The organism is Herbaspirillum sp. NPDC101397 (assembly GCF_044767325.1).
Taxonomy (GTDB): Bacteria; Pseudomonadota; Gammaproteobacteria; order Burkholderiales; family Burkholderiaceae_D; genus Herbaspirillum.
In genome coordinates this window covers 232,816-256,130 of the sequence record NZ_JBIWNS010000002.1, presented here as the reverse complement: position 1 = coordinate 256,130, position 23,315 = coordinate 232,816, and the positions used below count along the sequence as shown (strand labels likewise).

The following is a 23,315-nucleotide window of genomic DNA, read 5'->3' as shown; positions in this document are numbered from 1 at the left end:
CTCATTCCAGCGCAACTGTGTTCCTCGCACGTTGCCTCATGTGTGCGTCCAGCACCGATGCACTTGCTTCTACACTTGCTGCAACAGCTCGAATAGCGACAAGCGGCGCCAATCCGGCGCAGGTGTCGCAGTTCGTTCAGGCACAGCGAGGGCATCAGATGACACTCGGAAATCTTTCCATACGGATCAGGCCGGCCATGGATCATCGCGCCATCTGTGTCGCGTGAACACCATCGCGGGAGGCGATATGCGCAGACATCTTTTCGATCACGTCGGCTTCAGCCGCACCGTCCTTGAGTGGTGTACTTTCTGCGCCGTGCTGGTGTTCACCGCCTTGCTGATCGCCAACTTCATCTGGGCCGAACGGCGCTTGATCACGGCCTCGGAAACCTCGCGCATGCAGACGCAAGCCAGGATCATTGAAGAAAATCTGTCGCATCAGTTCCAGGGTGTGCGCAATGCGCTCGACAGTGCGCGTGAAGCGATCAGCGACCCGACGCGCTGCGGTGGTGACTGCCAGAACCTGCTGCTGCATTCGCTCAAGCGCGCCATGCCGGGCGTGCGCGCGCTGGTGGTGCTCGACGCCGAGGGCAAGATCCGCATGTCGGCCGACGACATGGGCGACCGCCATCTGGACGACCGCGATTTCCTGTCGCAGATTTCACAGATGTACTCACGCAAGCTGATGTATCTGTCGCAGCCGTTTGAAAACACGCCGGGCGTGTTCAACATCAAGTTGTCGGTGCCGATTCTCGATGCCGGCGCGCACAACGTCGGCGCCATCAGCGCCATCCTCAATCCGGAATACTTCGACGCCGTCATGCGTTCAGCGCTGTACGCGGAAGACATGAACAGCGCCATCACTCAGGAAGACGGCCGCCGCGTGCTGTTCGTACCGGCCAATACGGCAGCGATGCGCTCGCTTGGCGCAGGCGAGGACGACTTCCTGCTACGCCATTTGCGCGCCGGCAATGCCACCAGCGTACTGGTTGGGCTGGGCGGCGACGGCGAGAAGCGCATGGTGGTGCAAAGAAGCGTGGCGCCGGGCGACCTCGGGCTGGACAAGACCTTGGTCATCAGCCTCACGCGCAGCGTCGACAAACTGCATGCCGGTTGGCACGACCTGGCGATGTCCTACCTGCTGGCGTGGTGCGTCTTCGCCATGATCGGCTCACTGGCGCTGGCGCTGGTGCAACGGCGCCAGCGCATTGCACAACATCTTGTGCGTGTGCACGAGGCGCATCAGGCCGAAACCGCCGAACGCATCGAACTGGCGCTGAGCGGCGCCAACCTTGGTCTGTGGGATTGGGATATCCCCAACGACAGCCGCACCGTCGACGCGCGCGCCAACGCCATGCTAGGCTATCCGGCCGAGCGCCAGCACAATACGCCCGGCGAATGGCGCAGCCTGGTCAATCCTGAGCATCGCGACGAACTCGACCGGGTGCTGCGGCAGCATCTGCACGACAGCAGCCATTCGTTCGAAGCCGAATATCAGATGTGGCATCGCGAAGGCCGCTGGGTCTGGATCCAGTGCCGCGGCCGCGTGGTGGGGCGCGACGCGCAGGGGCGGGCGGTGCGCATGGTCGGCACGCGCATGGATATCAGCGCGCGCAAGCAGGCCGAGGCCGACATCGCGCACCTGGCGTTCTACGACGGCCTGACCAATCTTCCCAACCGGCGCCTGCTGCTGGAACGCCTGGCGCATGCAGTGGCGCGCAGTGAACGCGGCGGTTATCACGGAGCGGTGATTTTCGTCGATCTCGACAATTTCAAATCACTCAATGACACCATGGGCCACGACATGGGTGACCAGTTGCTGGGCCTGGTGGCGCGCCGGCTCACGCAGGTGACGCGTGAAGTGGATACCGTGGCGCGCCTGGGCGGTGACGAATTCGTGATCCTGCTGGATGACCTTGGCGCTTCCCCCGAGGAGGCAGGCAACAACGCCGAGTTCGTTTGCCGCAAGGTGCTGGCCGCGCTCAACGCCGGCTATGCACTCGGCGCCTATGAATTGCGCAGCACGCCCAGCATTGGCGTGGTGATGTTCGGAGGCGGCGAACACACCGTCAACGACTTGCTGCGGCAGGCCGACATGGCGATGTACGAAGCCAAGGCGGCAGGGCGCAATACTTTCCGTTTTTTCGATCCGCGCATGCAAGAAGCGCTCGACGAAATCGCCATGCTGGAAACCGACCTGCGACACGCACTGGCGCGCAAGGAACTGCTGTTGCACTACCAGCCCATCGTCGACCACGACGGCCGCCTGAGCGGCGTCGAGGCGCTGATGCGCTGGCGCCATCCGCAGCGCGGGCTGGTATTTCCCGGCACCTTCATCACCCAGGCCGAAAAGTCCGGCATCATCGTCGAGTTCGGCGAATGGGCGCTGGAAACCGCCTGCGAGCAACTGGTGCAATGGTCGGCGCATCGCGACACTGCGCATCTGACCATTGCGGTCAATGTCAGCGCGCGCCAGTTCCGCCAGCCGGAATTCACCCAGCGCATCCTGCAGATCATCGAGCGCACCGGCGCCAATCCGCGCCGCCTCAAGCTGGAATTGACCGAGAGCATGCTGTTGACCGACGTCGAAGACCTGATCCGCAAGATGAGCATGCTGAAGACGCACGGCGTCGGCTTCTCGCTGGACGATTTCGGTACCGGTTATTCGTCGCTGAGCTATCTGAAGAAGCTGCCGATTGACCAGTTGAAAATCGATCGCTCGTTCGTCCAGGACATGCTGTTGACGCCACACGCATCATCGATTGTCAGGACTATCGTCAATCTGGCGCAGAGCATGGGGCTGGAGGTGGTGGCGGAGGGGGTGGAGACGGCGGAGCAATGGGCGGCGCTGAAGAAGATCGGCTGCGGCAACTTCCAGGGTTATTTGTTTGCCCGTCCCGGCACGATCGGTGACCTGCGGCATTGGTTCGCCGCCGTGGACGATACAGCGTCGAGCGTGCGTTCGTCTCACCTGAGTTTGGTCAATCCGGTTCCCTGAACAGCTGCACGCGGCCGGGAGGCTTTCGGCAGGGCAGCAGGGGGTATTGTGGCAATGGACCTTACTGCATTCAATTGTGTGGCAATGCCGCCGAGCGTTTGCACTGCGACTTCCAGTTTCGGACTCCAGGGAAAGCTGCAGTTCAGGCGCAGGCAATTGCGGAACTGTTCGTCAAGGCTGAACATGGTGCCGGGCGCGATGCTGATGCCGTCGCTGTGGCCGCGCGAATACAGTTCCAGGGCATCGATGTGCGCGGGCATGACGACCCACAGCAGATAGCCGCCGGCCGGGCGCGATACGCTGGTGCCGGGCGGGAAGAAGCGCAGCACCGCCGCGCTCATGATGCGAACCTGTTGCGCATAGGTCTTGCGCAGGCGGCGCAGGTGGTAATCGAAACCTTCGTTCTTGAGGTAGTCGGCGATTGCCATTTGCGGCGTCGACGGCGTCGTCACCGTGTTCAGGAATTTGAGACCTTCGATACTCTCTCGATAGCGCCCCGGCAAGGTCCAGCCGATGCGCGGTTCGGCCGTCAGGCTTTTCGAGAAAGAGCTGCAGTACAGCACCAGTCCGGCGCGGTCGAAGGCCTTCAGCGATTTCGGACGCTGCTCGTCGAAATGCAATTCGCCGTAGACATCGTTTTCGATGAGGGGAAGATCATGCCTGCGCATCATCTCCACCAGCATTTTCTTGCGCCGCTCGGGCATGACGAAGCCAAGTGGATTCTGGAAGTTCGGCATGACGATGCAAGCCACGATGCCCTCAGCGGCGATGGCTTCTTCCAGGGCGTCGATATCGATGCCGGTCTCGGGATCGGTGGCGATCGGCACGGCGCGCATACCCATCCGGGCGATGGCATGCAGCACGGCGTAGTAGGCCGGCGCCTCCACGGCGATGGCGTCGCCGCTCCTGGCGACCGCTTGCAGGCACAGGTTAATGGCTTCGGTGGCGCCTTCGGTGATGATGATTTCGGCGGCGTCGATGGCCAGCCCGGTTTCGAGATGGCGGCGGGCGATTTGCCGGATCAGTTCGGGATGGCCGGGCGGCAGCGCGCCGATCAGTTCCTGGCGTTCGCGGCGTTTGTAGAGGCCGCGTGCGAGCTGGCTGATCCTGGCCTCGGGAAACAGTGACGGGTCGGGGTAGGGTGAGCCGAGCGGTACCGAATTCTGGCAATTGATCATGCGCAGGTTGGACAGCACCAGTGCGTACGACGACAGGTTTTCCACCGTCGGCTGTATCGCCGGCGGGCGCGAGGACGCTGTCGAGGATGCGGCGTCCTTTTGGCCGGCGCGAACGAAGTAGCCCGACTGCGGCCGGCTCTCGATCACGCCGCGGCTTTCCAGCAACAGGTAGGCGCGGATTACGGTGGAGATGCTGAGATTGTGCTGCTGGCTGGTGCGCCGGACCGATGGGATCTTTTCGCCCTCGCGCATAACGCCGCGGGCAATCTGTTCTCCGATGGTTTCCGCGAGCGTTTCGTATAGCTTCATGGTGTTTTCCCCGAGGTGCTTCATTGCACCCTTTTTCCATGTTATGTCGCCGACTGCCGTCCGCCAATCATACGAGAGTATGAGCGCGTCTTATTGTATTTCCGGCCGGAAATGCCGCCCCTGTCCGCTTTTCCGGATCAGACGATAATACAGATTTTCCGAAATCCACCTTCAAGTAAATGACATGAGCGAACATATATCCGCAGTTGAACTTGGCAAGGCCTACCGATTGTTGAATCACGGTCCGACGGTGCTGGTGTCGGCCGAACATGGCGGCACCGTCAACGTCATGGCGGCGGCCTGGGCTTGCGCGCTCGATTTCGCCCCGCCCAAGGTGACGGTGGTGCTGGACAAGGCCACTGCCACGCGCGCGCTGGTGGAGCAGAGCGGGTTCTTCGTGTTGCAGGTGCCCAACGCCGCCCAGCTGGAACTGACCCAGGCGGTCGGCAGCACCAGCCTGTCGGAAGTACCGGACAAGCTCAGCTGCTGCGGTGTGGAGTTGTTCCGGGCGGAAGGTCACGACCAGCCGCTGGTGGCCGGCTGCTCGGCGTGGCTGGCATGCCGCCTGATCCCGGAGCCGCACAACCAGAATACCTACGATCTGTTCATCGGCGAAGTCGTCGGCGCCTGGGCCGACACGCGGGTTTTCCGCGACGGACACTGGCGCTTCGAAGACGCCGGTCCGGAATGGCGCAGCCTGCACTACATTGCCGGCGGGAATTACTACGCCATCGGCGAACCTCTGCGTGCCGCCGGAGGCGAAGCGGCGTAACCACGCCCGCGCCGATCACTTCTCTTTGTCCTACACGGTAATCAGTGTTTCTCGACCTGCTCTTTTGCGGCGGCATTGGAGATACTCCTCAGCGCCGGAAGGAACATTGTTGTCATCAGTACATGTGCTATGGCAACCTGTGACGTCAGCGGGGGAGCGGCAAACATTCATCGGGAACAGCTCTTGGACACCAACAATAATCAACCAATGGCGACAGACGCAGCGGATCTCAGCGCACCGCGCGTGGGATTCGACTTGCAGCGACGCCTTCTGATCGCCTTGCTGGCGCTGTGCGTGCTGATTTCTTTCACACTGCTGAGCGTGCTCGGCTTCGTCCAGTGGCATACCTTGCATGAGCAAGCCGAATTGTCTGCGGCGCGCGCCACCGTGGTGGCCAAGGAACACGCGGACAAGGTGTTCGAACTCAACGCCGCGCTCAAAGGACGTATTGAAGACTTGCTCGGCGGGATGAGCGAGAGCGCGATCCACGCCGACGAAAAAAACATCCACACCAAATTGCGCCGCATGATCGCCGGCCTGCCGCAGGTCGTGTCAGTCGGCATCATCGGCAAGGACGGCGAGCTGCTGGTGCACAGCCGCGAGTATCCGTCGCCGGGGACGATCGTGTCGGATCGGGATTACTTCAAGACACTCAAGGAAGGCAAGCTGGAGTCGGTGTCGCCCGTCGTGATCGGCCGGCGCGCGTTGCAGCCGGTGTTTACCGATGGCGTGGCGCGGCGCTCGGAGAGCGGTGAATTCCTCGGCATCATCCTGGTGTCGCTCGATCCAAATTACTTCTTGTCCTTCTATGAGGAAATGCTGCCCGGCGACATGCATCAGTCGTTGTCGCTGGTGCGCGAGGACGGCGCGCTCCTGGTCCGTTATCCACGCCTGCTGGGCGAATTCTCGACCGTGCCGCCGGGGTCGCCGTTCTTCCGTGGCATCCAGGCGAACTCGGAGTCGGGCGCGTTGGTCGGTATTTCTCCCATCGACGGCGACAAGAAAATCCTCGCGTATCGGCGCGTCGCCAATCACGACCTGTATGTGGTGTCGGCCGGCTCGCTGACAAGCGTGCGAAACGCCTGGCTATCCTACATGGCGTTGGCGGCGGCCTTGCTGCTGGTGCCGTGCGGGCTGCTGTGCGGGATCATCCTGTTCGCGATTCGTAAAGTGCGCGACCAGCGCGTCGCCTGGAGCCATTGGAGACGCGAATTCAGCCTGCGCCACACGGCCGAATCCACGCTGCGCGAATCACAGAAATTCGAAGCGCTCGGCAAGCTGCTCGGCCGCGTCGCGCACGATTTCAACAACTGCCTGATGGTGGTGACCACCGGCATCCAGATCATTCGCCTCAAGCGTATCGCCGGCGTCGAGAAGCAGATCGACGCCATCGAACGTGCCGTCAACGGCGGCCAGCAACTGACGCGGCAATTGCTCGGCGTGAGCCGGCGCCAGCCGCTCAAACCGGAGATTTTTTCTCTGCAAGTCCGCATTCCTGAATGGGAGGTGCTGCTGCTCAATCCCATCGGCGCGGAGCGCTGTACGGTCGCGGTGGAGCCCGACACCTGGCCGGTTTGCGTTGATCCGATCGAACTGCAACTGGCGCTGATCAACGTGCTCATGAACGCGCGCGACGCCAGCCCGCAGGAAGGCAGAATCATGCTGCAGATCGGCAACGTCCTCAAGCGCAACGAGGCGCAGACACACGATTATTTTGTGCGCCTTGCCATCATCGATCATGGCATCGGTATGTCCGAGAGCGCGCGCCGGCAAGCATTCGATCCTTTGTTCACGACCAAGGAAGCGGGCAAGGGAACCGGGCTGGGATTGTCGCAGGTGCAGAATTTTGCGCGCGCAGCCGGCGGCCATGTCGAACTGGACAGCACGCTCGGCGTCGGCACCACCGTGTCCATTTTCCTGCCCGCCGCCGACGGCGCCCCGCAGGCATTGGAGCAGGCCGTAGTGCCCGCCGCAGTCAAGCCGCTGACACTGTTGCTGGTCGAAGATAACCTCGACGTAGCCGATGGCATCATTACTTTGCTGCAGACTGCAGGACACAAGGTCACGCACATGAAGAACGCAATGGATGCGGAGCAGTTCCTGCTGAGCAACCAGGTCGAACTGGTGATCTCCGATATCCACATGCCGGGAGGCATCACCGGCATCGCGCTGGCGAAGAAACTCCAGCTGTCTCACCCGGCATTGCCGGTGATCCTGATCAGCGGCTATGCCGAAGACCTGCAGTCGGCGATGAAGAGCGGCTTCAAGGTGGTGTCGAAACCGTTCTCGCTGGAAAGCATCAATCAGCATTTGCAACTCGATGGCAGGCCGCTAGGCTAGAAGATGGACTTCAGGAGGGTTTTTCGGCTTCTCCGTGTCTGCTGTCTGATTGCCTTCAATGCGTTGGCCGGCGCACGGCCAACGCTGTTTTTTGTGGGCGTCTGTTCCGCCAAACCAATACTCCCCCCCCCCCCCCCCCGCTGTATTCCCGCAATGCCAAGGTAAGCGCGCGCCTTCGGGCAGATGTTTTGGCGACACTTCGATTGATCATTCAATTAAATGATGAATTACTTTCATAATGATAGTAATATTACTATCTAAATGATAGTTACACCTCTTTCTGACTGATCCGACGTGTGGAGATGGAAACAAAATGAATGCTGCCCGTAACCCGGCCGAGGCAAACCGCATCCTTTACATTGCCGCCATCGTTTCGTCGCTGGTGATGCTCGATTCCAATGTGGTGGCGGTTGCGCTGCCGACGATCGCGCGTTCCATCGGGGCGGATTTTTCCGCCTTGCAGTGGGTCATTACCGCTTACGTCCTTCCTTTCGCTGCGTTGCTGCTTGCGGCCGGATCATGGGCGGACATCTACGGCCGCAAGAAAGCCATCTTGCTGGGGCAGTTCATCTTCGCACTGGCGTCGCTGTTGTGCGGGATCGCCACGTCGCCGCTGCTGCTGAACCTGGCGCGGGCCGTGCAGGGCATCGGCGCGAGCCTGTTGCTGACGGCTGCGCTGGCCATCATTAACAACGAATTCCAGGGCAAGGAACGCGCCCGCGCCTATGCGTTCTGGGGATCTTGCCTGGGCATTGCCATCACATGCGGTCCCATCATCGGCGGCGTGATCTCGAACTACTGGGGCTGGAACTGGGTGTTCCTGATCAATGTCCCGATTTGTGCCGTGCTGATGTTCGCCACGCAAAAGATCATTCCCGAATCGAAATCACCGGTGGCCAAGAAGTTGGACTACGCCGGCGTGGCTACCTTCAGCGTCGGCCTGTTCCTGCTTACTTGGGCAGTCATCGACGGCAATGCGCTCGGCTGGAGCAGCGCCGCCATTTCCTTGCGGCTTGTCGGCGGTATCGTGTTGCTGCTGCTGTTTGTTGTCGTGGAAGGGCGGCAGCAAGATCCGATGGTCGACTTTTCGCTGCTGACGACATCGCGCTTTACTGGCAGCGCACTGGCGATGATCGGTTATGCCGGCGGTGCGCAGGTGATGATCTTCTATCTTCCGGTCTATCTTCAGAAAGCCTACGGCTACGAGCCCGCAGCAGCCGGCCTGGCGATGTTGCCGTTTGCGCTGCCGATGTTCCTGATTCCCAAGGTGGGCGCACGCCTGTCGGCCATGATTTCGTCAAAGACCATCCTCGGCATGGCGCTGGCGATCACGGCGTCCGCCAATCTGTTGATGGCGCTGGTGAGCGTGTCGGACATGAGTTATGGCGTCTTCGCTGCGGTGATGATCTGGGCAGGCGTCGGCGCCGGATTGCTCAACAGCGAAACGGCAAAAGCCTTGCAAGGCGCGATTCCGGCAGAGCGCGCCGGCATGGCGTCGGGCGTCAGCGCTACCGTCCGCTTTACCGGTTTGTTGCTCAGCGTCGCAGCGCTGGGCGCCGTGCTGGCCGCGACAACCAGCAGATTGTTTTCGGATCGTGCGGCGAGCCTGGGACTTTCTCCTGACGCCGCGCGGGAACTGGCAAAGCATTTCGTTGCAGGTGAAGCGGCGCAAGCGCATGCCGGCGGAGTGGATTTCTCGCGCTACCAGGATGCCCTGCGCCATGCGTTTGATGCCGGTTTTGCCTCCACCAGCATTGGCGCTGCGTTGATTGCGGCGGTTTGCCTGGTGCTGATGTATCTGATCATGCCGAGGGAGAAGGACTTGCCGGCAAGCGCACGGAACGATCTGAATTCCGTTGTCGTGCCGGGAGAGTAAACAGCGTCTTGCATTTTCATCTCGCAGGTATGTTCCAGGTCTTGGCATCGCGGACCTCCCGGTGCCATGAGAAGACAGGTGCGCATTCTGCTGTCGGACAACTGCGGCAGGTAATTGGCAATCGCAGTAAATCTATCGGAGATCAATGAATGAAAATCGGCCCACCATTGGCAGCCCTGATATTGGCTGCAATCGCTGCCGCACCGATTGCAGCGAAGGCGGCAGACGCGCCGACGGTCAGCTATCGTCATGCCGTCGTCGACAACATCGACATTTTTTATCGGGAAGCAGGCAATCCGCGCGCGCCGACCTTGCTCTTGCTGCACGGCTTTCCTTCGTCATCGGCAATGTTCCGCGATCTGATGCCATTGCTGGCGGACCGTTTTCATGTGGTGGCGCCGGACTATCCGGGCATGGGCGCCAGCGAAGCACCCGCAGCTGAAAAATTCAAGCCGACCTTCGACAACCTGGCGACCGTGATGGCAGATTTCGCAGTCAAGCTCAATCTGTCCAACTACATTCTGTACATGCAGGATTTCGGCGGGCCGGTCGGCATGCGCATGGCGGTGCGCAATCCGGAACGTGTGGACGGATTGATCATCCAGAACTCACCGGTCTCACTGGACGGCTGGGACGGCAAGAGGCTTGCTGCAATCCAGGCCGGCGCCGTCGGTCCGATGACGCCCGAGAAGCGCGCGGCGGCGGCGGCGCGCGTCGTGCAGGCGACTTCAAATCTGCTGCACCAGTTCGGCGCCGCGCATCCCGAACAACTCAATCCGGATTCCTGGGCGGTCGACGCCTATGCATTGAACGACCCGGAAAAGCGTCGCATCATGACCGATCTGCAACTCGATATTCCGTCGAGCCTGGCGCTGTATCCGGCCTGGCAGGACTACCTGCGATCCCGGCAGCCGCGCACGCTTGTCGTATGGGGACGCAACGATCCGATTTTCTCGCCCACTGGCGGCGACGTGATCAAGGCCCTGATTCCGGCTGCCGGTGTCCATTACTACAACACCGGACATTTCGCGCTGGAAGAGAATGGCGTCGATATCGCCGGCGAGATCCGGCGCTACTTTCCCTGACGGCGTGAAGCGCATCGGCAGTCGGATCTGAAATAACACTGATCGCCGTAAAACAGAAAGCCGCTGAAACTTGCGTTTGAGCGGCTTTTTCACGACTTCTGCGTACGATCCTGCCATGTTTCTTGGTGCCTGAGGCCGGACTTGAACCGGCACGCCCCTTTCCAGGTAAGCGGCGGATTTTAAGTCCGCTGTGTCTACCAATTTCACCACTCAGGCCTTGGGTGTTTCCGGCGCAGGAGGCCGGAAAAGGAACGCATTATAGCAGCGACTTTGGCCGGATTTGCGCGAATGTTTCCGCTGCGTCATGCATTTCGCGGTTTTTGTCGATGTAACGCATGTCAACGCACATTCGCTTCCGCCGGCGCGGATTGCCGTCGCCTGGCATTTCCAGTCTGTAACATCCACGCAGGTAGTAAAATGTGGGCTATTCCAATTCAAATCGGTTGAGACCATGACACAAGCTGTATTGAAGACAGTTCAATGTATTTCGCCTGCCGGTTTGCATTCCATGGCTTACAAAGAGTGGGGCGACGCGCACAATCCGAATGTGCTGGTCTGCGTCCACGGCGTCACGCGCGTGAGTGATGATTTTGACGTGATGGCGCGCGATTTGTGCGACACCTATCGGGTGGTGTGTCCCGACGTGGTCGGACGGGGGCGTTCCGGTCGCCTGGGCAATCCGCAGCATTACGCGATTCCGCAATACGTCAGCGACATGGTCACGCTGCTGGCGCGGCTCGATGCCGACAGCGTCGACTGGTTCGGCACCTCGATGGGCGGCCTGATCGGCATGGGGCTGGCATCCTTGCGGGACAATCCAATTCGCCGCCTGGTGCTCAACGATATCGGCCCGTCCATCAACGGCGCGGCTCTGGCGCGCATCGGTGAATACATCGGGCAGGATGTGCGCTTCGACACGTTCGACGAAGCGGCGCTGTACATCCGCACGATTTCGGCGAGCTTCGGTCCGCATACCGATGAGGAGTGGCACAAGCTGGCAAGCGACGTGCTGCGCCAGGACGAAGAGGGCAAGTGGAAGCGTCATTACGACCTGCGCCTGGCCGAACCGTTCAAGACCATGACGCCGGAAGCGGCCAGCATCGGCGAAGCCATGCTGTGGGCCGCCTACGATGCGATCCGCTGTCCGACGCTGCTGGTGCGCGGCGCGCAATCCGACCTGTTGCTGCCCGAGGTGGCGCAGGCCATGACACAACGCGGTCCCAAGGCGAAACTGGTGGAGCTGGAGGGTGTCGGCCATGCGCCGACCTTCATGCATGCTCAGCAAATCCAGGTCGCCAAGGACTTTTTGCTCGGTTGATTTCATCCTGACCGGGCTCTTATTGATTGAGAGGAAACATCATGACAGTTCAACGTCTGCACGTCGGCAAGCGTCTTTCCGAGGCCGCCATCCATAACGGCACAGTCTATCTGGCGGGCCAGATCGCCGAAGACACCACCCAGAACATCGAAGGCCAGACGCGCGAAGTGCTGGGCCACATCGATCGCCTGCTCGCTGAAGCCGGCAGCAGCAAGGAACATATCCTGTCGTGCCAGATCTACATCGCCGACGTCAAGGATTTCGAAGGCATGAACGCGGTCTGGGATGCGTGGGTGGCAACCGGCAACACGCCGCCGCGCGCGACCGTCGAAGCCAAGCTGGCGCGTCCGGAATTGCTGGTCGAGATCATCATCGTCGCCGCTCAAAAATAATCTTCCGGCGCACGTTCCAAGGCAGTCTTCAACGTTTATCGAATCAGGCAAAGGTTTCATGGTTTCTGTCGTCGCAGTTCAGCAGGAGGGCAACGCCTCCATCGTCGCCGGCCTGAGTCCGGAAGACAGCGCACGCGTGCTGGAGGCGCTGGCCTTCGTCGAGCCGATCTATCGCGGCAAGCCGATCACGTCGGGACAGGACGCGCTGGCATTCGTGCAGGGCGTGGCCGGCGTACTGACGGCGCTCAATGTCGATGCCGAAACACGCATCGCCGGGCTGCTGTTCGAGCTGCATCTCCTCGACCTCGATGTGGCGGCGACAATTGAAGAGCGCTACGGCAAGGACATCGGCGACCTGGTCGCCGGTGTGCGCCAGCTGATGCGTTTCCACGGCCTGACCTTCCAGCATCCGCAGGAAGTCCTGCGCGGCAAGAATGCCGCGCAACAGGCCGCGGCGCAGATCGAAACGCTGCGCAAGATGCTGCTGGCAATGGCCACCGACATGCGCGTGGTGCTGGTGCGCCTGGCCTCGCGCGTGACGACCTTGCGCTACTTCGCCGAGAACAAGATGGAGAACGAGACCACCGCGCAATATGCGCGCGAGACTTTCGATCTCTATGCGCCGCTGGCCAATCGCCTCGGCATCTGGCAGCTCAAATGGGAGCTGGAGGATCTGTCCTTCCGTTTCATCGAGCCGGTCACGTACAAGCGCATCGCCAAGATGCTGGAAGAGAAGCGCATCGAGCGCGCGGAGTTTGTCGCCACCGCCATCGAGCGCCTGCGCACCGAATTGACTACCGCCGAGATCAAGGCGGAAGTCTCGGGGCGTCCCAAGCACATCTACAGCATCTGGAACAAGATGCGCGGCAAGTCCATCGACTTCTCCGAGCTGTACGACGTGCGCGCCTTCCGCGTCATCGTCGACGACGTCAAGGATTGCTACACGGTGCTCGGCATCATCCACAACATCTGGGTGCCGATTCCCAAGGAATTCGACGATTACATTTCGCGTCCCAAGCAGAACGGCTACCAGTCGCTGCACACTGTCGTGGTGGCCGAAGACGGCCGTCCGCTGGAAGTGCAGATCCGCACGCGTGAGATGCACCATTTCGCCGAATACGGCGTGGCGGCGCACTGGCGCTACAAGGAAAGTGGCGGTTCCAATTTCGCCGCGCAGAAGTACGACGAAAAGATTGCCTGGCTGCGTCAGCTGCTGGCATGGAAGAGCGAAGTGTCGGACGCTGTCGTGGAGCAGGAAGAAGTGCGCCGCGACTGGGTCGAGAAGCTCAAGTCGACCACGCTCGACGAGCGCATCTATGTCCTGACCCCGCAAGCGCGCGTTATCGAACTGCCGAACGGCGCCACGCCGATCGACTTCGCCTATCACCTGCACAGCGACGTCGGCCATCGCTGCCGCGGTGCGCGCGTCGACGGCGTCATGGTGCCGCTCAATACGCCGTTGAAGAACGGTCAGACCGTCGACATCATCACCGTCAAGAGCGGCCCCGGCGTCGGCCCCTCGCGCGACTGGCTGAGCACCGGTTATGCCGCCAGTTCGCGCACGCGCTCCAAGGTGCGCGCCTGGTTCAACGCCATCGAACAGGAAGAGACGCTGGCGCACGGCCGCACCGTGCTGGAAAAAACGCTGCAGCGCGAAGGCAAGACCGCCGTCAACCTGGAAGAGCTGGCGCACAAGCTCGGCTTCGGCAAGGTCGATGATCTGTGCCTGTCGCTGGGCAAGGATGAATTCAGCCCGCGCCAGATCGAGCAGATGCTGCATGAAGGCGAGGAAGGCAAGGAAAATAAGCACACCGAGCCCGATGAGGCCTCCATCACGCGCAAGAGCCGCGCCTCAAGCGTGGTGCAGGGGGCAAAGTCCGGCGTGCTGGTGGTCGGTACTGAAGGCCTGATGACGCAGCTGGCGCGTTGCTGCAAGCCGGCGCCACCGGATACCATCGTGGGCTTCGTCACGCGCGGCAAGGGCGTGTCGATTCATCGGCTGACCTGCAAGAATTTCACCGAGATGAGCAGCAAGGCGCCTGAACGCGTGATCCAGACCGAATGGGGCGCTTCCGGCAAGGACACGGTCTACCCGGTCGATATCTTTGTGCTGGCGGGCGATCGCCAGGGTTTGCTGCGCGATATTTCGGAAATCTTCCTGCGCGAAAAGATCAACGTCATCGGCGTCAGCACGCAAAGCATGAAAGGACAGGCGCGCATGGGCTTCACCGCCGAGATCGGTTCGACTGCGCAATTGCAAAAGGCGCTGACCGTGATCCGCGAAGTGAAGGGTGTGCTGGAAGCCAGGCGGCAGTAGGGGTTGCGGGCGGCTGCCTGATTTTTGAAAAGCTGTCCGAGAAGATATTTTTAAAAACTTTTCGCCAAGACTAGCCAAAAATAAAAAATGCCCCTATAATCTCGCTTCTTCACTAGGCGCGTAGCTCAGCTGGTTAGAGCACTACCTTGACATGGTAGGGGTCGTTGGTTCGAGTCCAATCGTGCCTACCAATATTCTTGATGTTGTCGAATATTGGTATCGAAGCAGGCAGCAAGGCTTCGTAAAAACAGCATCAAAAGCAAAATTAGAATGGAAGCGCAGTCCCGGCTTCCATTTTTGCTTTTTGTCTTCCGGATTTTCTCTTCGGATTTTCTTTTCTTCTCTTCCGCGCTCGATTTTTCTTGCAGCCAAAAAAAAGCCACCGCAAGCGATGGCCTTCAGCGACAACTTCCCAACTGTTTTTATTGATTATTCGTTTTTTCCGCAGGCGCTTCGGTCGCGACCGGCGGCACCGGCACGTTCAATACCGCGTCGCGCTTGTCCAGCAGATGCTGGCGCAGGATCGCCGCCAGGCGCTTGCCGTCGCGCGCTTCCAGCGCCTTGACCATTTCGTCGTGATCGTGCGCGGCGCTGTCCCATTTTTCCGGACGAAAGTTTGACTTGAAGCGCAGCGCCTGCAGGCGGCGGTTCAGGCCGAGATAGGTCTGATGCAGCACCGAGTTGCGCGCGGCTTCGTTGATCTTGTTATGGATGGTCTGGTTGCGGCTGTAATAGCCGGGCAGGTCGTTCTGCGCCTTGCAGGCCAGCATGGCGTAATGCAGTGCCTTGATCTCGGCCACTTCCACCGGCGTGATGCGTTCGCACGCCAGCTCGCCGGACATGGCTTCCAGGCCGCTCATGAGTTCGAAGGTTTCCCAGATCTCGGTCTCGGTCATCTTCGATACGGAGGCGCCGCGATTGGGCGAGATTTCGATCAGGCCTTCCGCAGCCAATACCTTCAACGCTTCACGCAGCGGCGTGCGCGAAATTCCCAGGGTCTCGCACAGTTCGCGTTCGTTCAGTTTGGTGCCGGGCATCAGCACCGCTTCCACGATCAGATTGCGCAGGTGCTCGACGACGGTGTCGTGCAGACGCTGACGCTCCAGTTTCGGCAGGGCGGGGCTGGTTTGTTGCTCGGCCAAGTCTGGCTTATTCACTAATTCAATGGCTGAATTTTGCATTCAAAATCCTTAATTTGCTGCTTGGCGCTATTTTAGCATCCATCGCTTCATTGCAAAAATACCAGCTTTCCGGTGTTGTATGGATGAAAAATATTACCGTCAAACGCGCGTCAATGATCCCAAGTACCTATATTTACAGGGGTTCTCCACCAAAATCATCGCCCTGACTCCGTACCAGGAGTCAGGACTGCAACGATCAAAAAATCCTTTACCTCTTCGTATCCCGCTGATAAAGTATTTTGCATTCAAAATACAAAATTCGATAAAAGAGCAATTTCCAGAGACGAATTTCAAAGGAGAAATAAATGTTAAAACTCGACTTTCATCCCGCCGGCCGTCATTTCCTGCAAATCCCTGGTCCCAGCCCTGTGCCTGATCGCATCCTGCGCGCCATGAGCTTGCCGACCATCGACCATCGCGGCCCGGAATTCGGCGCGCTGGGTCTGCAGGTGCTGGCCGGCATCAAGAAGATTTTCAAGACAGAGCAGCCGGTCATCATCTACCCGGCCTCCGGCACCGGCGCCTGGGAGGCGGCGCTGACAAATACTTTGAGCGCAGGCGACACCGTGCTGATGTACGAGACCGGCCATTTCGCCACGCTGTGGAAGAAGATGGCCGAAGCGCTGGGCCTGAAGCCGGAGTTCCTCGGCTTGCCCGGTATCGAAGGCTGGCGCCGCGGCGTGCAGGCCGACCTGATCGAAGAGCGCCTGCGCAAGGACGGAGGCCATCAGATCAAGGCGGTGTGCGTGGTGCACAATGAAACCTCGACCGGCGTGACCTCCGACATCGCATCGGTGCGCCGCGCCATCGACGCCGCCGGCCATCCGGCGCTGCTGCTGGTCGACACCATCTCCGGCCTGGCGTCGGCGGATTATCGCCATGACGAGTGGGGCGTTGACGTCACCGTCTCCGGTTCGCAAAAGGGCCTGATGCTGCCGCCGGGCATTAGCTTCAACGCCGTCTCGAAGAAGGCCATCGACGCCAGCAAATCCTCCAAGTTGCCGAAAGCCTTCTGGGGCTGGGGCGAAATCATCGAGATGAACGCCACCGGCTACTGGCCGTACACGCCCAACACCAATCTGCTGTACGGCTTGCACGAAGCGCTGGAAATGATTCTGGGCGAAGGCCTGGACAACGTCTTCGCACGCCATGAGCGCCTGGCAGCAGCCTGCCGCGATGCCGTCACGGCCTGGGGCCTGGAGATCCAGTGCGCCGATCCGGCCGTGTATTCGCCGGTGCTGACGGGCGTGATGACGCCGGCCGGTTTCGACGCGGACGCCATCCGCAAGGTGATCTACGAAAACTTCAACATGTCGCTCGGCACCGGCCTGGGCAAGATGAAGGGCGGCATGTTCCGCATCGGCCATCTGGGCGAAGCCAACGAACTGACCCTGATGGCGACGTTGGCCGGCTGCGAAATGGGATTGAAGCTGGCGGGCGTGAAGCTGGCCGGCAGTGGCGTACAGGCCGCGATGGACAACCTGACGGCGAAGAAAAACAAGCCGGCGCTGAAGGTCGCGTGATCATCTGACCGGCCTGGTTTGGCAAAAGAAAAAGCAATAACGGAGGAAAGAACGCCGGTGCAGACCTTACGCAAGGACGGCACCGGCAAAGTGGATCAATAACGAAAGACCGGTGCTGCAACATCCCACAGAGGAATCGAAACCACAGGTTTTACGGCGCGCCGGCGCACCAATACTGGAGACAAAGCAATGAGACACCTGCGCTTGCGCGCGACTACGGTCGTGCTATTGATGTTATGCATGATGTATTTCATCACTTACCTTGATCGCGTCAACGTCAGCACCGCCGCGGCCGGTTTTGCCAAGGAATTCAATCTCTCGAAGACGGAAATCGGTCTGGTCTTTTCCGCCTTCGCCTATCCCTATTTAGTGTTTCAGATCATCGGTGGCTGGGTCAGCGACAAGTTCGGTGCGCGCCGCACGCTGATTTACTGCGGCTTGCTGTGGGCGCTGGCGACGGTGCTGACCGGTTTCGCGGGAGGCCTGGTGTCGTTGCTGCTGGCGCGTTTGCTGCTCGGCCTGGGCGAAGGCGCAACCTTCCCGGCGGCGACCACGGCGATGTCGCGCTGGGTGGCGAAAGACAAGCGGGGTTTCGCCCAGGGCATCACGCATGCCTTCGCACGGATCGGCAATGCGGTGGCGCCGGCGGCGGTGGTATGGATCATGGCGGTGCACGGCTGGCGCGAATCGTTCTACATCTTCGGCGCGTTCAGCCTGGTGTGGGTGATTGTGTGGGCCTTCGTGTTCACCGAAGATCCGGCCAAGCATCCGCGCATCACGTCGGAAGAACTGGCGATCCTGCCACCCGGCAAAAAGAAGAGCCCGAAGATTCCATGGGGGCCGCTGTTCAAGCGCATGATGCCCGTGACGATCGTCTACTTCTGCTACGGCTGGACCTTGTGGCTGTTCCTGAGCTGGATCCCGCAGTACTTCCTGCATAGCTATGACCTCGACATCAAGAAATCGGCGCTGTTCGCTTCCAGCGTGTTCTTCGCCGGCGTGGTGGGCGACACACTGGGCGGCATCGTCAGCGACAAGATCCTGAGAAACACCGGCAACCTCAAGCGCGCCCGCAGCTACATGGTGTCGGTGTGCATGCTGCTGACCTTGCTGTCGCTGCTGCCGCTGATGTTCACGCACAACCTGTATGTGTCCATCATCAGCCTGAGCGCAGGTTTCTTCTTCGCTGAAATGACGATCGGTCCGATGTGGGCGATTCCGATGGATATCGCGCCTGAATATTCGGGCACCGCCAGCGGCATGATGAATACCGGTTCGGCACTGGCCGCGATCATTTCGCCGGTGCTGTCGGGCTACCTGATCGACAAGACCGGCAACTGGGAACTGCCGTTCCTCGGCAGCATGGTGCTGATGGGATTTGGTGTGCTGCTGGCGTTCCGCATGCAGCCGGACAGCAAGTTCGAAAACACCACGCCGGATGCCGGCGGCCAGGCGATCAAGGCCCGCGCCTGATTGCGTCCAGGTGAGAATGCCGCGCCTGACCGGCGGCGTTCTCCTTGCAACATTCCATCGGGATAGCCATGACGACTTTACTTTCCGCAGCCGAGGAACTCGGCCATCTTCTGAGCGACGCCTATTCACAGCAGGCGACGGCCATCGTGCCGCCTGAGCTGGAGCCGGCAGACAGCGACGACGCCTATCTGGCGCAACAGGCTTTCCTGCGGCGCAGCCACGCCACCATCGGCGGCTGGAAGATCGGCGCCAAGTCCGAGTCCGGACCGATCCAGGGCGCGCCGTTGCCGCTGGGCGGCATTCACCCGGCTTCCTCGGTGATTCGGCGCAGTGCGTTTGCGGTGCTCGGGCTGGAGCTGGAAATCATGTTTTGCTTCGACTGCGATTTCAAGCCGCGCAATGCGCCGGTGTCGGATGCCGAAGTGATGGAGTGCATTTCGTCGATGGGCGCTTCCATCGAAATCGTCTCCAGTCGCCTAGCCGGCTGGCCCGATGTACCCAGGCTGAATCAACTGGCCGATTTGCAAAATCACGGCGCACTGGTGATCGGCGAGCTTGCCGACTATCGCGACGATTTCAATTTCCGCCGTCCCGACGTGCATCTGACCTTCAACGGCGCCGACGTGTTCAAGGGGCAGGGTGTCAATCCGGCCGGCGATCCGCGTCGCTTGCTGAGCTGGCTGGTCAATCATTGCAGCGCGCGCGGCATTGCGATTCCGGGCGGCACGGTGATGACCGCCGGTTCGTACACCGGCATGTTTTTCCCGCAAGAGCCGGGCATGGTGATTGGACAGGTCGCCGGCTTGCCGCCGATTCATTTTGAATTGAGCTGAGCATATTCAGCCGGCTCTTATCTTTGTTTTTGACAGGACTACTTCATGCTGGTCAAGCCCATCCATCTGGTTCCGCCAAGCGGGCGGAACTCTGCAGCCGCTACGCCATTCGCCATGCAATTGCAGCGCGAGATGCGCGGCGACGTCATGTTCGGCAAGGCTGACTGCGGCCGTTATGCCACCGATGCGTCCATCTATCAGATCATGCCGCTGGGCGTGGTGGTGCCGCGCGATCAGGCCGACCTGAAGCTGGCGCTCGACATCGCGCGCCAGCATCGCCTGCCGGTGCTGGCGCGGGGCGCGGGCACCAGCCAGTGCGGCCAGACCGTGGGCGAGGCGCTGGTCATCGACAACAGCAAATACCTCAATCAGGTGGTTGATTTCGATCCGGTTGCGCGGACGATTACGGTTGAACCGGGCATGGTGCTCGATCATCTCAACGCCTGGCTCAAGCCGCACGGCCTGTGGTTCCCGGTCGACGTGTCGACGGCGGCGCAATGCACGATAGGCGGCATGTCGGGCAACAACTCCTGCGGTTCACGCTCGATCGAATACGGCAACATGGTGCACAACGTGCTGGCCATTGATGCGGTGCTGGCCGACGGTACCGAAGGCCGCTTCGGTCGTTTGCCCGAGATGCCGGGCAGCGGCCGCATTGGCGACATCGTACGCGGCTTGCAAACCATCGCGCAGCGTGAACGCGGCGAAATCGTCGAGCGCGTGCCCAAGGTCCTGCGGCGCGTGGCCGGCTACAACATCGACATCTTCGATTGCCAGAATCCGCGCGCCTACACCGATGACGGCGTCGCCAACCTGGCGCACATTCTGATCGGTTCGGAAGGTACGCTGGCCCATAGTCGCCAAATCACGCTGGCGCTCATGCCGTTGCCGGCGCACAAGGTGCTGGGCGTGGTCAACTTCCCGACGTTTTACCAGTCGATGGACATGACCCAGCACATCGTCAAACTGGGACCGACCGCGGTCGAGCTGGTCGACCGCACCATGATCGACCTGGCGATCAGCAATCCGGCCTTCAAACCGGTAATCGAAAAGGCGCTGGTCGGACGGCCCGAAGCAATCCTGCTGGTGGAATTTGCCGGCGAGAATCTCGACCAACAGCTTGAAAAACTGAAACTGTTGAGCGAGCTGATGGGGGACCTCGGATTGCCCGGCTCCGTCGTCGACATGCCGGTCGCCAACGAGCAGAAGGCGCTGTGGGATGTGCGCAAGGCCGGGCTGAACATCATGATGAGCATGAAGGGCGACGGCAAGCCGGTGTCTTTCATCGAAGACTGCGCCGTGCCGCTGGAGCATCTGGCCGAGTACACGCGTCAGCTCACCGAAGTCTTCCACAAATACGGTACCGAGGGTACCTGGTACGCCCACGCCAGCGTCGGCACCTTGCATGTGCGGCCTATCCTCGACATGCGCCGCGGCGGCGCCAAGGACATGCGTGAGATCGCGGAAGCCGCCGCCGTGCTGGTGCGCAAATACAAGGGCGCGTATTCCGGCGAACACGGCGACGGCCTGTGCCGGGGCGAGTGGGTGGCGTGGCAGTACGGACCGAAACTCAATGCCGCCTTCAGCGAGATCAAGGACTTGTTCGATCCGGACAATCGCTTTAACCCGGACAAGATCGTGCGGCCGCCGAAGATGGACGATGCGGTCAACTTCCGCTTCGCTCCAGGTTACCGCGAATTGCCGTACAGCCCGGCGCTGGACTGGTCGCAATGGAACGTCAAGCGCGATCCCCTGACCGGCAAGGAAAGCGCGCCCGGCAGCGGCGGCGACCGCAGCGGCGGCCTCGCCAAGCTGGTCGAGATGTGCAACAACAACGGCCACTGCCGCAAGTTCGACGCCGGCACCATGTGTCCGAGCTATCGCGTCACGCACGACGAAAAACACGTCACGCGCGGCCGCGCCAACACCGTGCGGCTGGCCTTGTCGGGGCAGCTGGGCAGTGACGGGCTGGCCAGTCCCGAGGTCAAGGAAGTGCTGGACCTGTGTGTCTCCTGTAAAGGCTGCAAGCGCGATTGTCCGACCGGCGTCGACATGGCCAAGGTGAAGATCGAAGCACGCGCAGCATGGGCCGCCAAAAACGGTACCCGTCTGCGCGACAAGCTGATCGCCTACATGCCGGCTTACGCATCCTATGCCGGTAGTGTCGGCGGTGCATTGGCGCTGGCGGAAAAGATCCCGCTGATTTCGGGATGGGTGAAAGGGTTGATGGGGCTGGCGCCGCAGCGGTCATTGCCGCGTTTCCGAAAATCGTTTTTGAGTAACGCAAGCAGTACAGCGGAGCCGAATACCGGCAAGGAAGCCCTGCTTTTCGTCGATACCTTCAACAACAACATCGAGCCGGAGAACGCTCGTGCCGCGCAGCAGGTGCTGGAGGCCGCCGGTTACAAGGTGCATTTCAATACCTTGCCCGGGCAACGGCCCTTGTGTTGCGGCCGCACGTACCTGGCCGCCGGGCTCGTCGATCAGGCCAAGGCGGAAGCGCGCCGCACGCTGGATGCGCTGATGCCGTACGTGCGCAGGGGCGTGGCGGTGGTCGGGCTGGAGCCATCCTGTCTGCTCTCTTTGCGCGACGAATTCCTCAATTACGGTTATGGCGACGAAGCGAAACAACTGGCGAAGTCGGCTTTCCTGTTTGAAGAATTCCTCGTGCAGGAACACAAGGCAGGCAAGCTGAAGCTCGACCTGAAGCCGCTGGCGTCCGGCAAGATCGTGCTGCACGGTCACTGCCATCAAAAAGCCTTCGACGCCTTCCGCCCTGTACCGACGGTGCTGCAATGGATTCCGCAGGCGGAAGTGTCCGTGGTGGAATCGTCGTGCTGCGGCATGGCCGGCAGCTTCGGCTATGAAGAGGAACATTACGAAGCGTCGATGGCGATGGGCGAACTGTCGCTGTTGCCCGCGGTGCGCAAGGCGGCGGCGGATGCGATCGTGGTGGCCGATGGAACCAGTTGCCGTCACCAGATCCACGACGGCGCGGGGAGGGAGGCCGTCCACGTTGCGCGCGTGCTGGCGGCCGCGCTGAACGCCTAGTTAATGCATGGTGTGCCGCAGGCGCGTAATTTATTTGCGCCTGCGGCTTTGACATAATCAAATTATGTGCTATATTGTTCGTTGTTCCTCGGTTCACAACCGGGCGGCAGGCCGAAAATCAATAAAAAGTGTTCGGTCAGCTGGTGAAGGTTACTCCGCATTACTTCTTCATTTTTGACCGGTTCCCGGTCATGTCTGTAGCAGCAATTCATCTGTAAATCTTCCTCGATACACAAGTTGTTTTTCGCACGCGGCTTTCTTGCGCATGTTCAGTTTTCGGCGTTCGTGCCGATATCAGAGCAGATTCACCTTTCGTCGTTGCCACTTTCCAGATAGGACTGGGCGACGGGAATCTACTCTTGTATCCGCATTGCGCGTGCACATCTGTACATTGTCGGTTGCCGTGTCGATACCAGAGTAGATTCACCTTTCGCGCCACCACTTTCCAGATAGGACTGGGTGGCCGGAATCTTCTCTTGTATCGGCACTCCAAGCAGTGCATTGCAATTTCCTGTGCCGATACCAGAGTAGATTCACCTTTCGCGCCGCCACTTTCCAGATAGGACTGGGTGGCGTGAATCTTCTCTTGTATCGGTACTCTATTCCAATTGCCGCGCGTCTTCGCTTGCCGTACCGATACAAGAGCAGGTTCCTCTTGAGGCCACTTTC

General features: G+C 60.5%; 14 protein-coding genes and 2 tRNA genes. 13 read left to right on the top strand and 3 right to left on the bottom strand.

Features of this window, described 5'->3' with window-relative positions; all coding sequences use genetic code 11:
- The first annotated feature begins 247 nt into the window (after positions 1–247).
- Positions 248–2,998: an EAL domain-containing protein gene (locus ACIROW_RS05930; RefSeq protein WP_402272991.1), complete on the top strand. Its 2,751-nt coding sequence runs from the start codon at positions 248–250 to the stop codon at positions 2,996–2,998.
- Here the strand turns inward: ACIROW_RS05930 and ACIROW_RS05925 are convergent.
- Entirely contained in the window at positions 2,968–4,485 is a 1,518-nt protein-coding gene (locus ACIROW_RS05925) for a PLP-dependent aminotransferase family protein (RefSeq protein WP_402272989.1), read from the bottom strand. The genes ACIROW_RS05930 and ACIROW_RS05925 overlap by 31 nt on opposite strands.
- 184 nt (positions 4,486–4,669) lie before the next feature.
- Here ACIROW_RS05925 and ACIROW_RS05920 point away from each other — a divergent pair, with 184 nt between their 5' ends.
- The 4 genes from ACIROW_RS05920 to ACIROW_RS05905 all read left to right on the top strand — a co-directional run bounded on the left by ACIROW_RS05920 (position 4,670) and on the right by ACIROW_RS05905 (position 10,558).
- Positions 4,670–5,257, top strand: a complete 588-nt coding sequence (locus ACIROW_RS05920) for a flavin reductase family protein (RefSeq protein ID WP_402272987.1) — start codon at positions 4,670–4,672, stop codon at positions 5,255–5,257.
- A gap of 207 nt (positions 5,258–5,464) precedes the next feature.
- A complete protein-coding gene (locus ACIROW_RS05915) occupies positions 5,465–7,597 on the top strand; it encodes an ATP-binding protein (protein WP_402272985.1) in 2,133 nt (710 codons plus the stop codon).
- 313 nt (positions 7,598–7,910) lie between these two features.
- A complete protein-coding gene (locus tag ACIROW_RS05910) occupies positions 7,911–9,473 on the top strand; it encodes an MFS transporter (protein WP_402272983.1) in 1,563 nt (520 codons plus the stop codon).
- A gap of 149 nt (positions 9,474–9,622) precedes the next feature.
- Positions 9,623–10,558 (top strand): alpha/beta fold hydrolase, encoded by a 936-nt coding sequence (locus ACIROW_RS05905; protein WP_402272980.1) that lies wholly within the window; start codon positions 9,623–9,625, stop codon positions 10,556–10,558.
- 123 nt (positions 10,559–10,681) lie between these two features.
- Here the strand turns inward: ACIROW_RS05905 and ACIROW_RS05900 are convergent.
- Positions 10,682–10,774: transfer RNA gene (locus tag ACIROW_RS05900), tRNA-Leu, on the bottom strand.
- A 235-nt stretch (positions 10,775–11,009) separates the two neighbouring features.
- Between ACIROW_RS05900 and ACIROW_RS05895 the strand changes: the two genes are divergently transcribed.
- The 4 genes from ACIROW_RS05895 (at position 11,010) to ACIROW_RS05880 (ending at position 14,776) form a co-directional block, all read left to right on the top strand.
- Positions 11,010–11,876: an alpha/beta fold hydrolase gene (locus tag ACIROW_RS05895; protein WP_402272978.1), complete on the top strand. Its 867-nt coding sequence runs from the start codon at positions 11,010–11,012 to the stop codon at positions 11,874–11,876.
- A gap of 41 nt (positions 11,877–11,917) precedes the next feature.
- Positions 11,918–12,268: a RidA family protein gene (locus tag ACIROW_RS05890; RefSeq protein WP_402272976.1), complete on the top strand. Its 351-nt coding sequence runs from the start codon at positions 11,918–11,920 to the stop codon at positions 12,266–12,268.
- A gap of 58 nt (positions 12,269–12,326) precedes the next feature.
- The gene (locus ACIROW_RS05885; RefSeq protein WP_402272973.1) at positions 12,327–14,585 is read left to right on the top strand and encodes a RelA/SpoT family protein; all 2,259 of its coding nucleotides are present in this window, start codon (positions 12,327–12,329) and stop codon (positions 14,583–14,585) included.
- A 114-nt stretch (positions 14,586–14,699) separates the two neighbouring features.
- Positions 14,700–14,776, top strand: a tRNA-Val gene (locus ACIROW_RS05880).
- A 231-nt stretch (positions 14,777–15,007) separates the two neighbouring features.
- Here the strand turns inward: ACIROW_RS05880 and ACIROW_RS05875 are convergent.
- Positions 15,008–15,766, bottom strand: a complete 759-nt coding sequence (locus tag ACIROW_RS05875) for a GntR family transcriptional regulator (protein ID WP_402272970.1) — start codon at positions 15,764–15,766, stop codon at positions 15,008–15,010.
- Between the two features lie 305 nt (positions 15,767–16,071).
- Between ACIROW_RS05875 and ACIROW_RS05870 the strand changes: the two genes are divergently transcribed.
- The 4 genes from ACIROW_RS05870 (at position 16,072) to ACIROW_RS05855 (ending at position 22,646) form a co-directional block, all read left to right on the top strand.
- Complete coding sequence (locus ACIROW_RS05870; RefSeq protein ID WP_402272968.1) at positions 16,072–17,289, top strand: pyridoxal-phosphate-dependent aminotransferase family protein; 1,218 nt, start codon at positions 16,072–16,074, stop codon at positions 17,287–17,289.
- A gap of 189 nt (positions 17,290–17,478) precedes the next feature.
- Positions 17,479–18,762, top strand: a complete 1,284-nt coding sequence (locus ACIROW_RS05865; RefSeq protein WP_402272965.1) for an MFS transporter — start codon at positions 17,479–17,481, stop codon at positions 18,760–18,762.
- A 68-nt stretch (positions 18,763–18,830) separates the two neighbouring features.
- Entirely contained in the window at positions 18,831–19,595 is a 765-nt protein-coding gene (locus tag ACIROW_RS05860; protein WP_402272961.1) for a 2-keto-4-pentenoate hydratase, read from the top strand.
- Positions 19,596–19,640: 45 nt separating this feature from the next.
- Positions 19,641–22,646, top strand: coding sequence for an FAD-binding and (Fe-S)-binding domain-containing protein (locus ACIROW_RS05855; protein WP_402272958.1), 3,006 nt, complete (start codon positions 19,641–19,643; stop codon positions 22,644–22,646).
- Positions 22,647–23,315 lie beyond the last annotated feature (669 nt).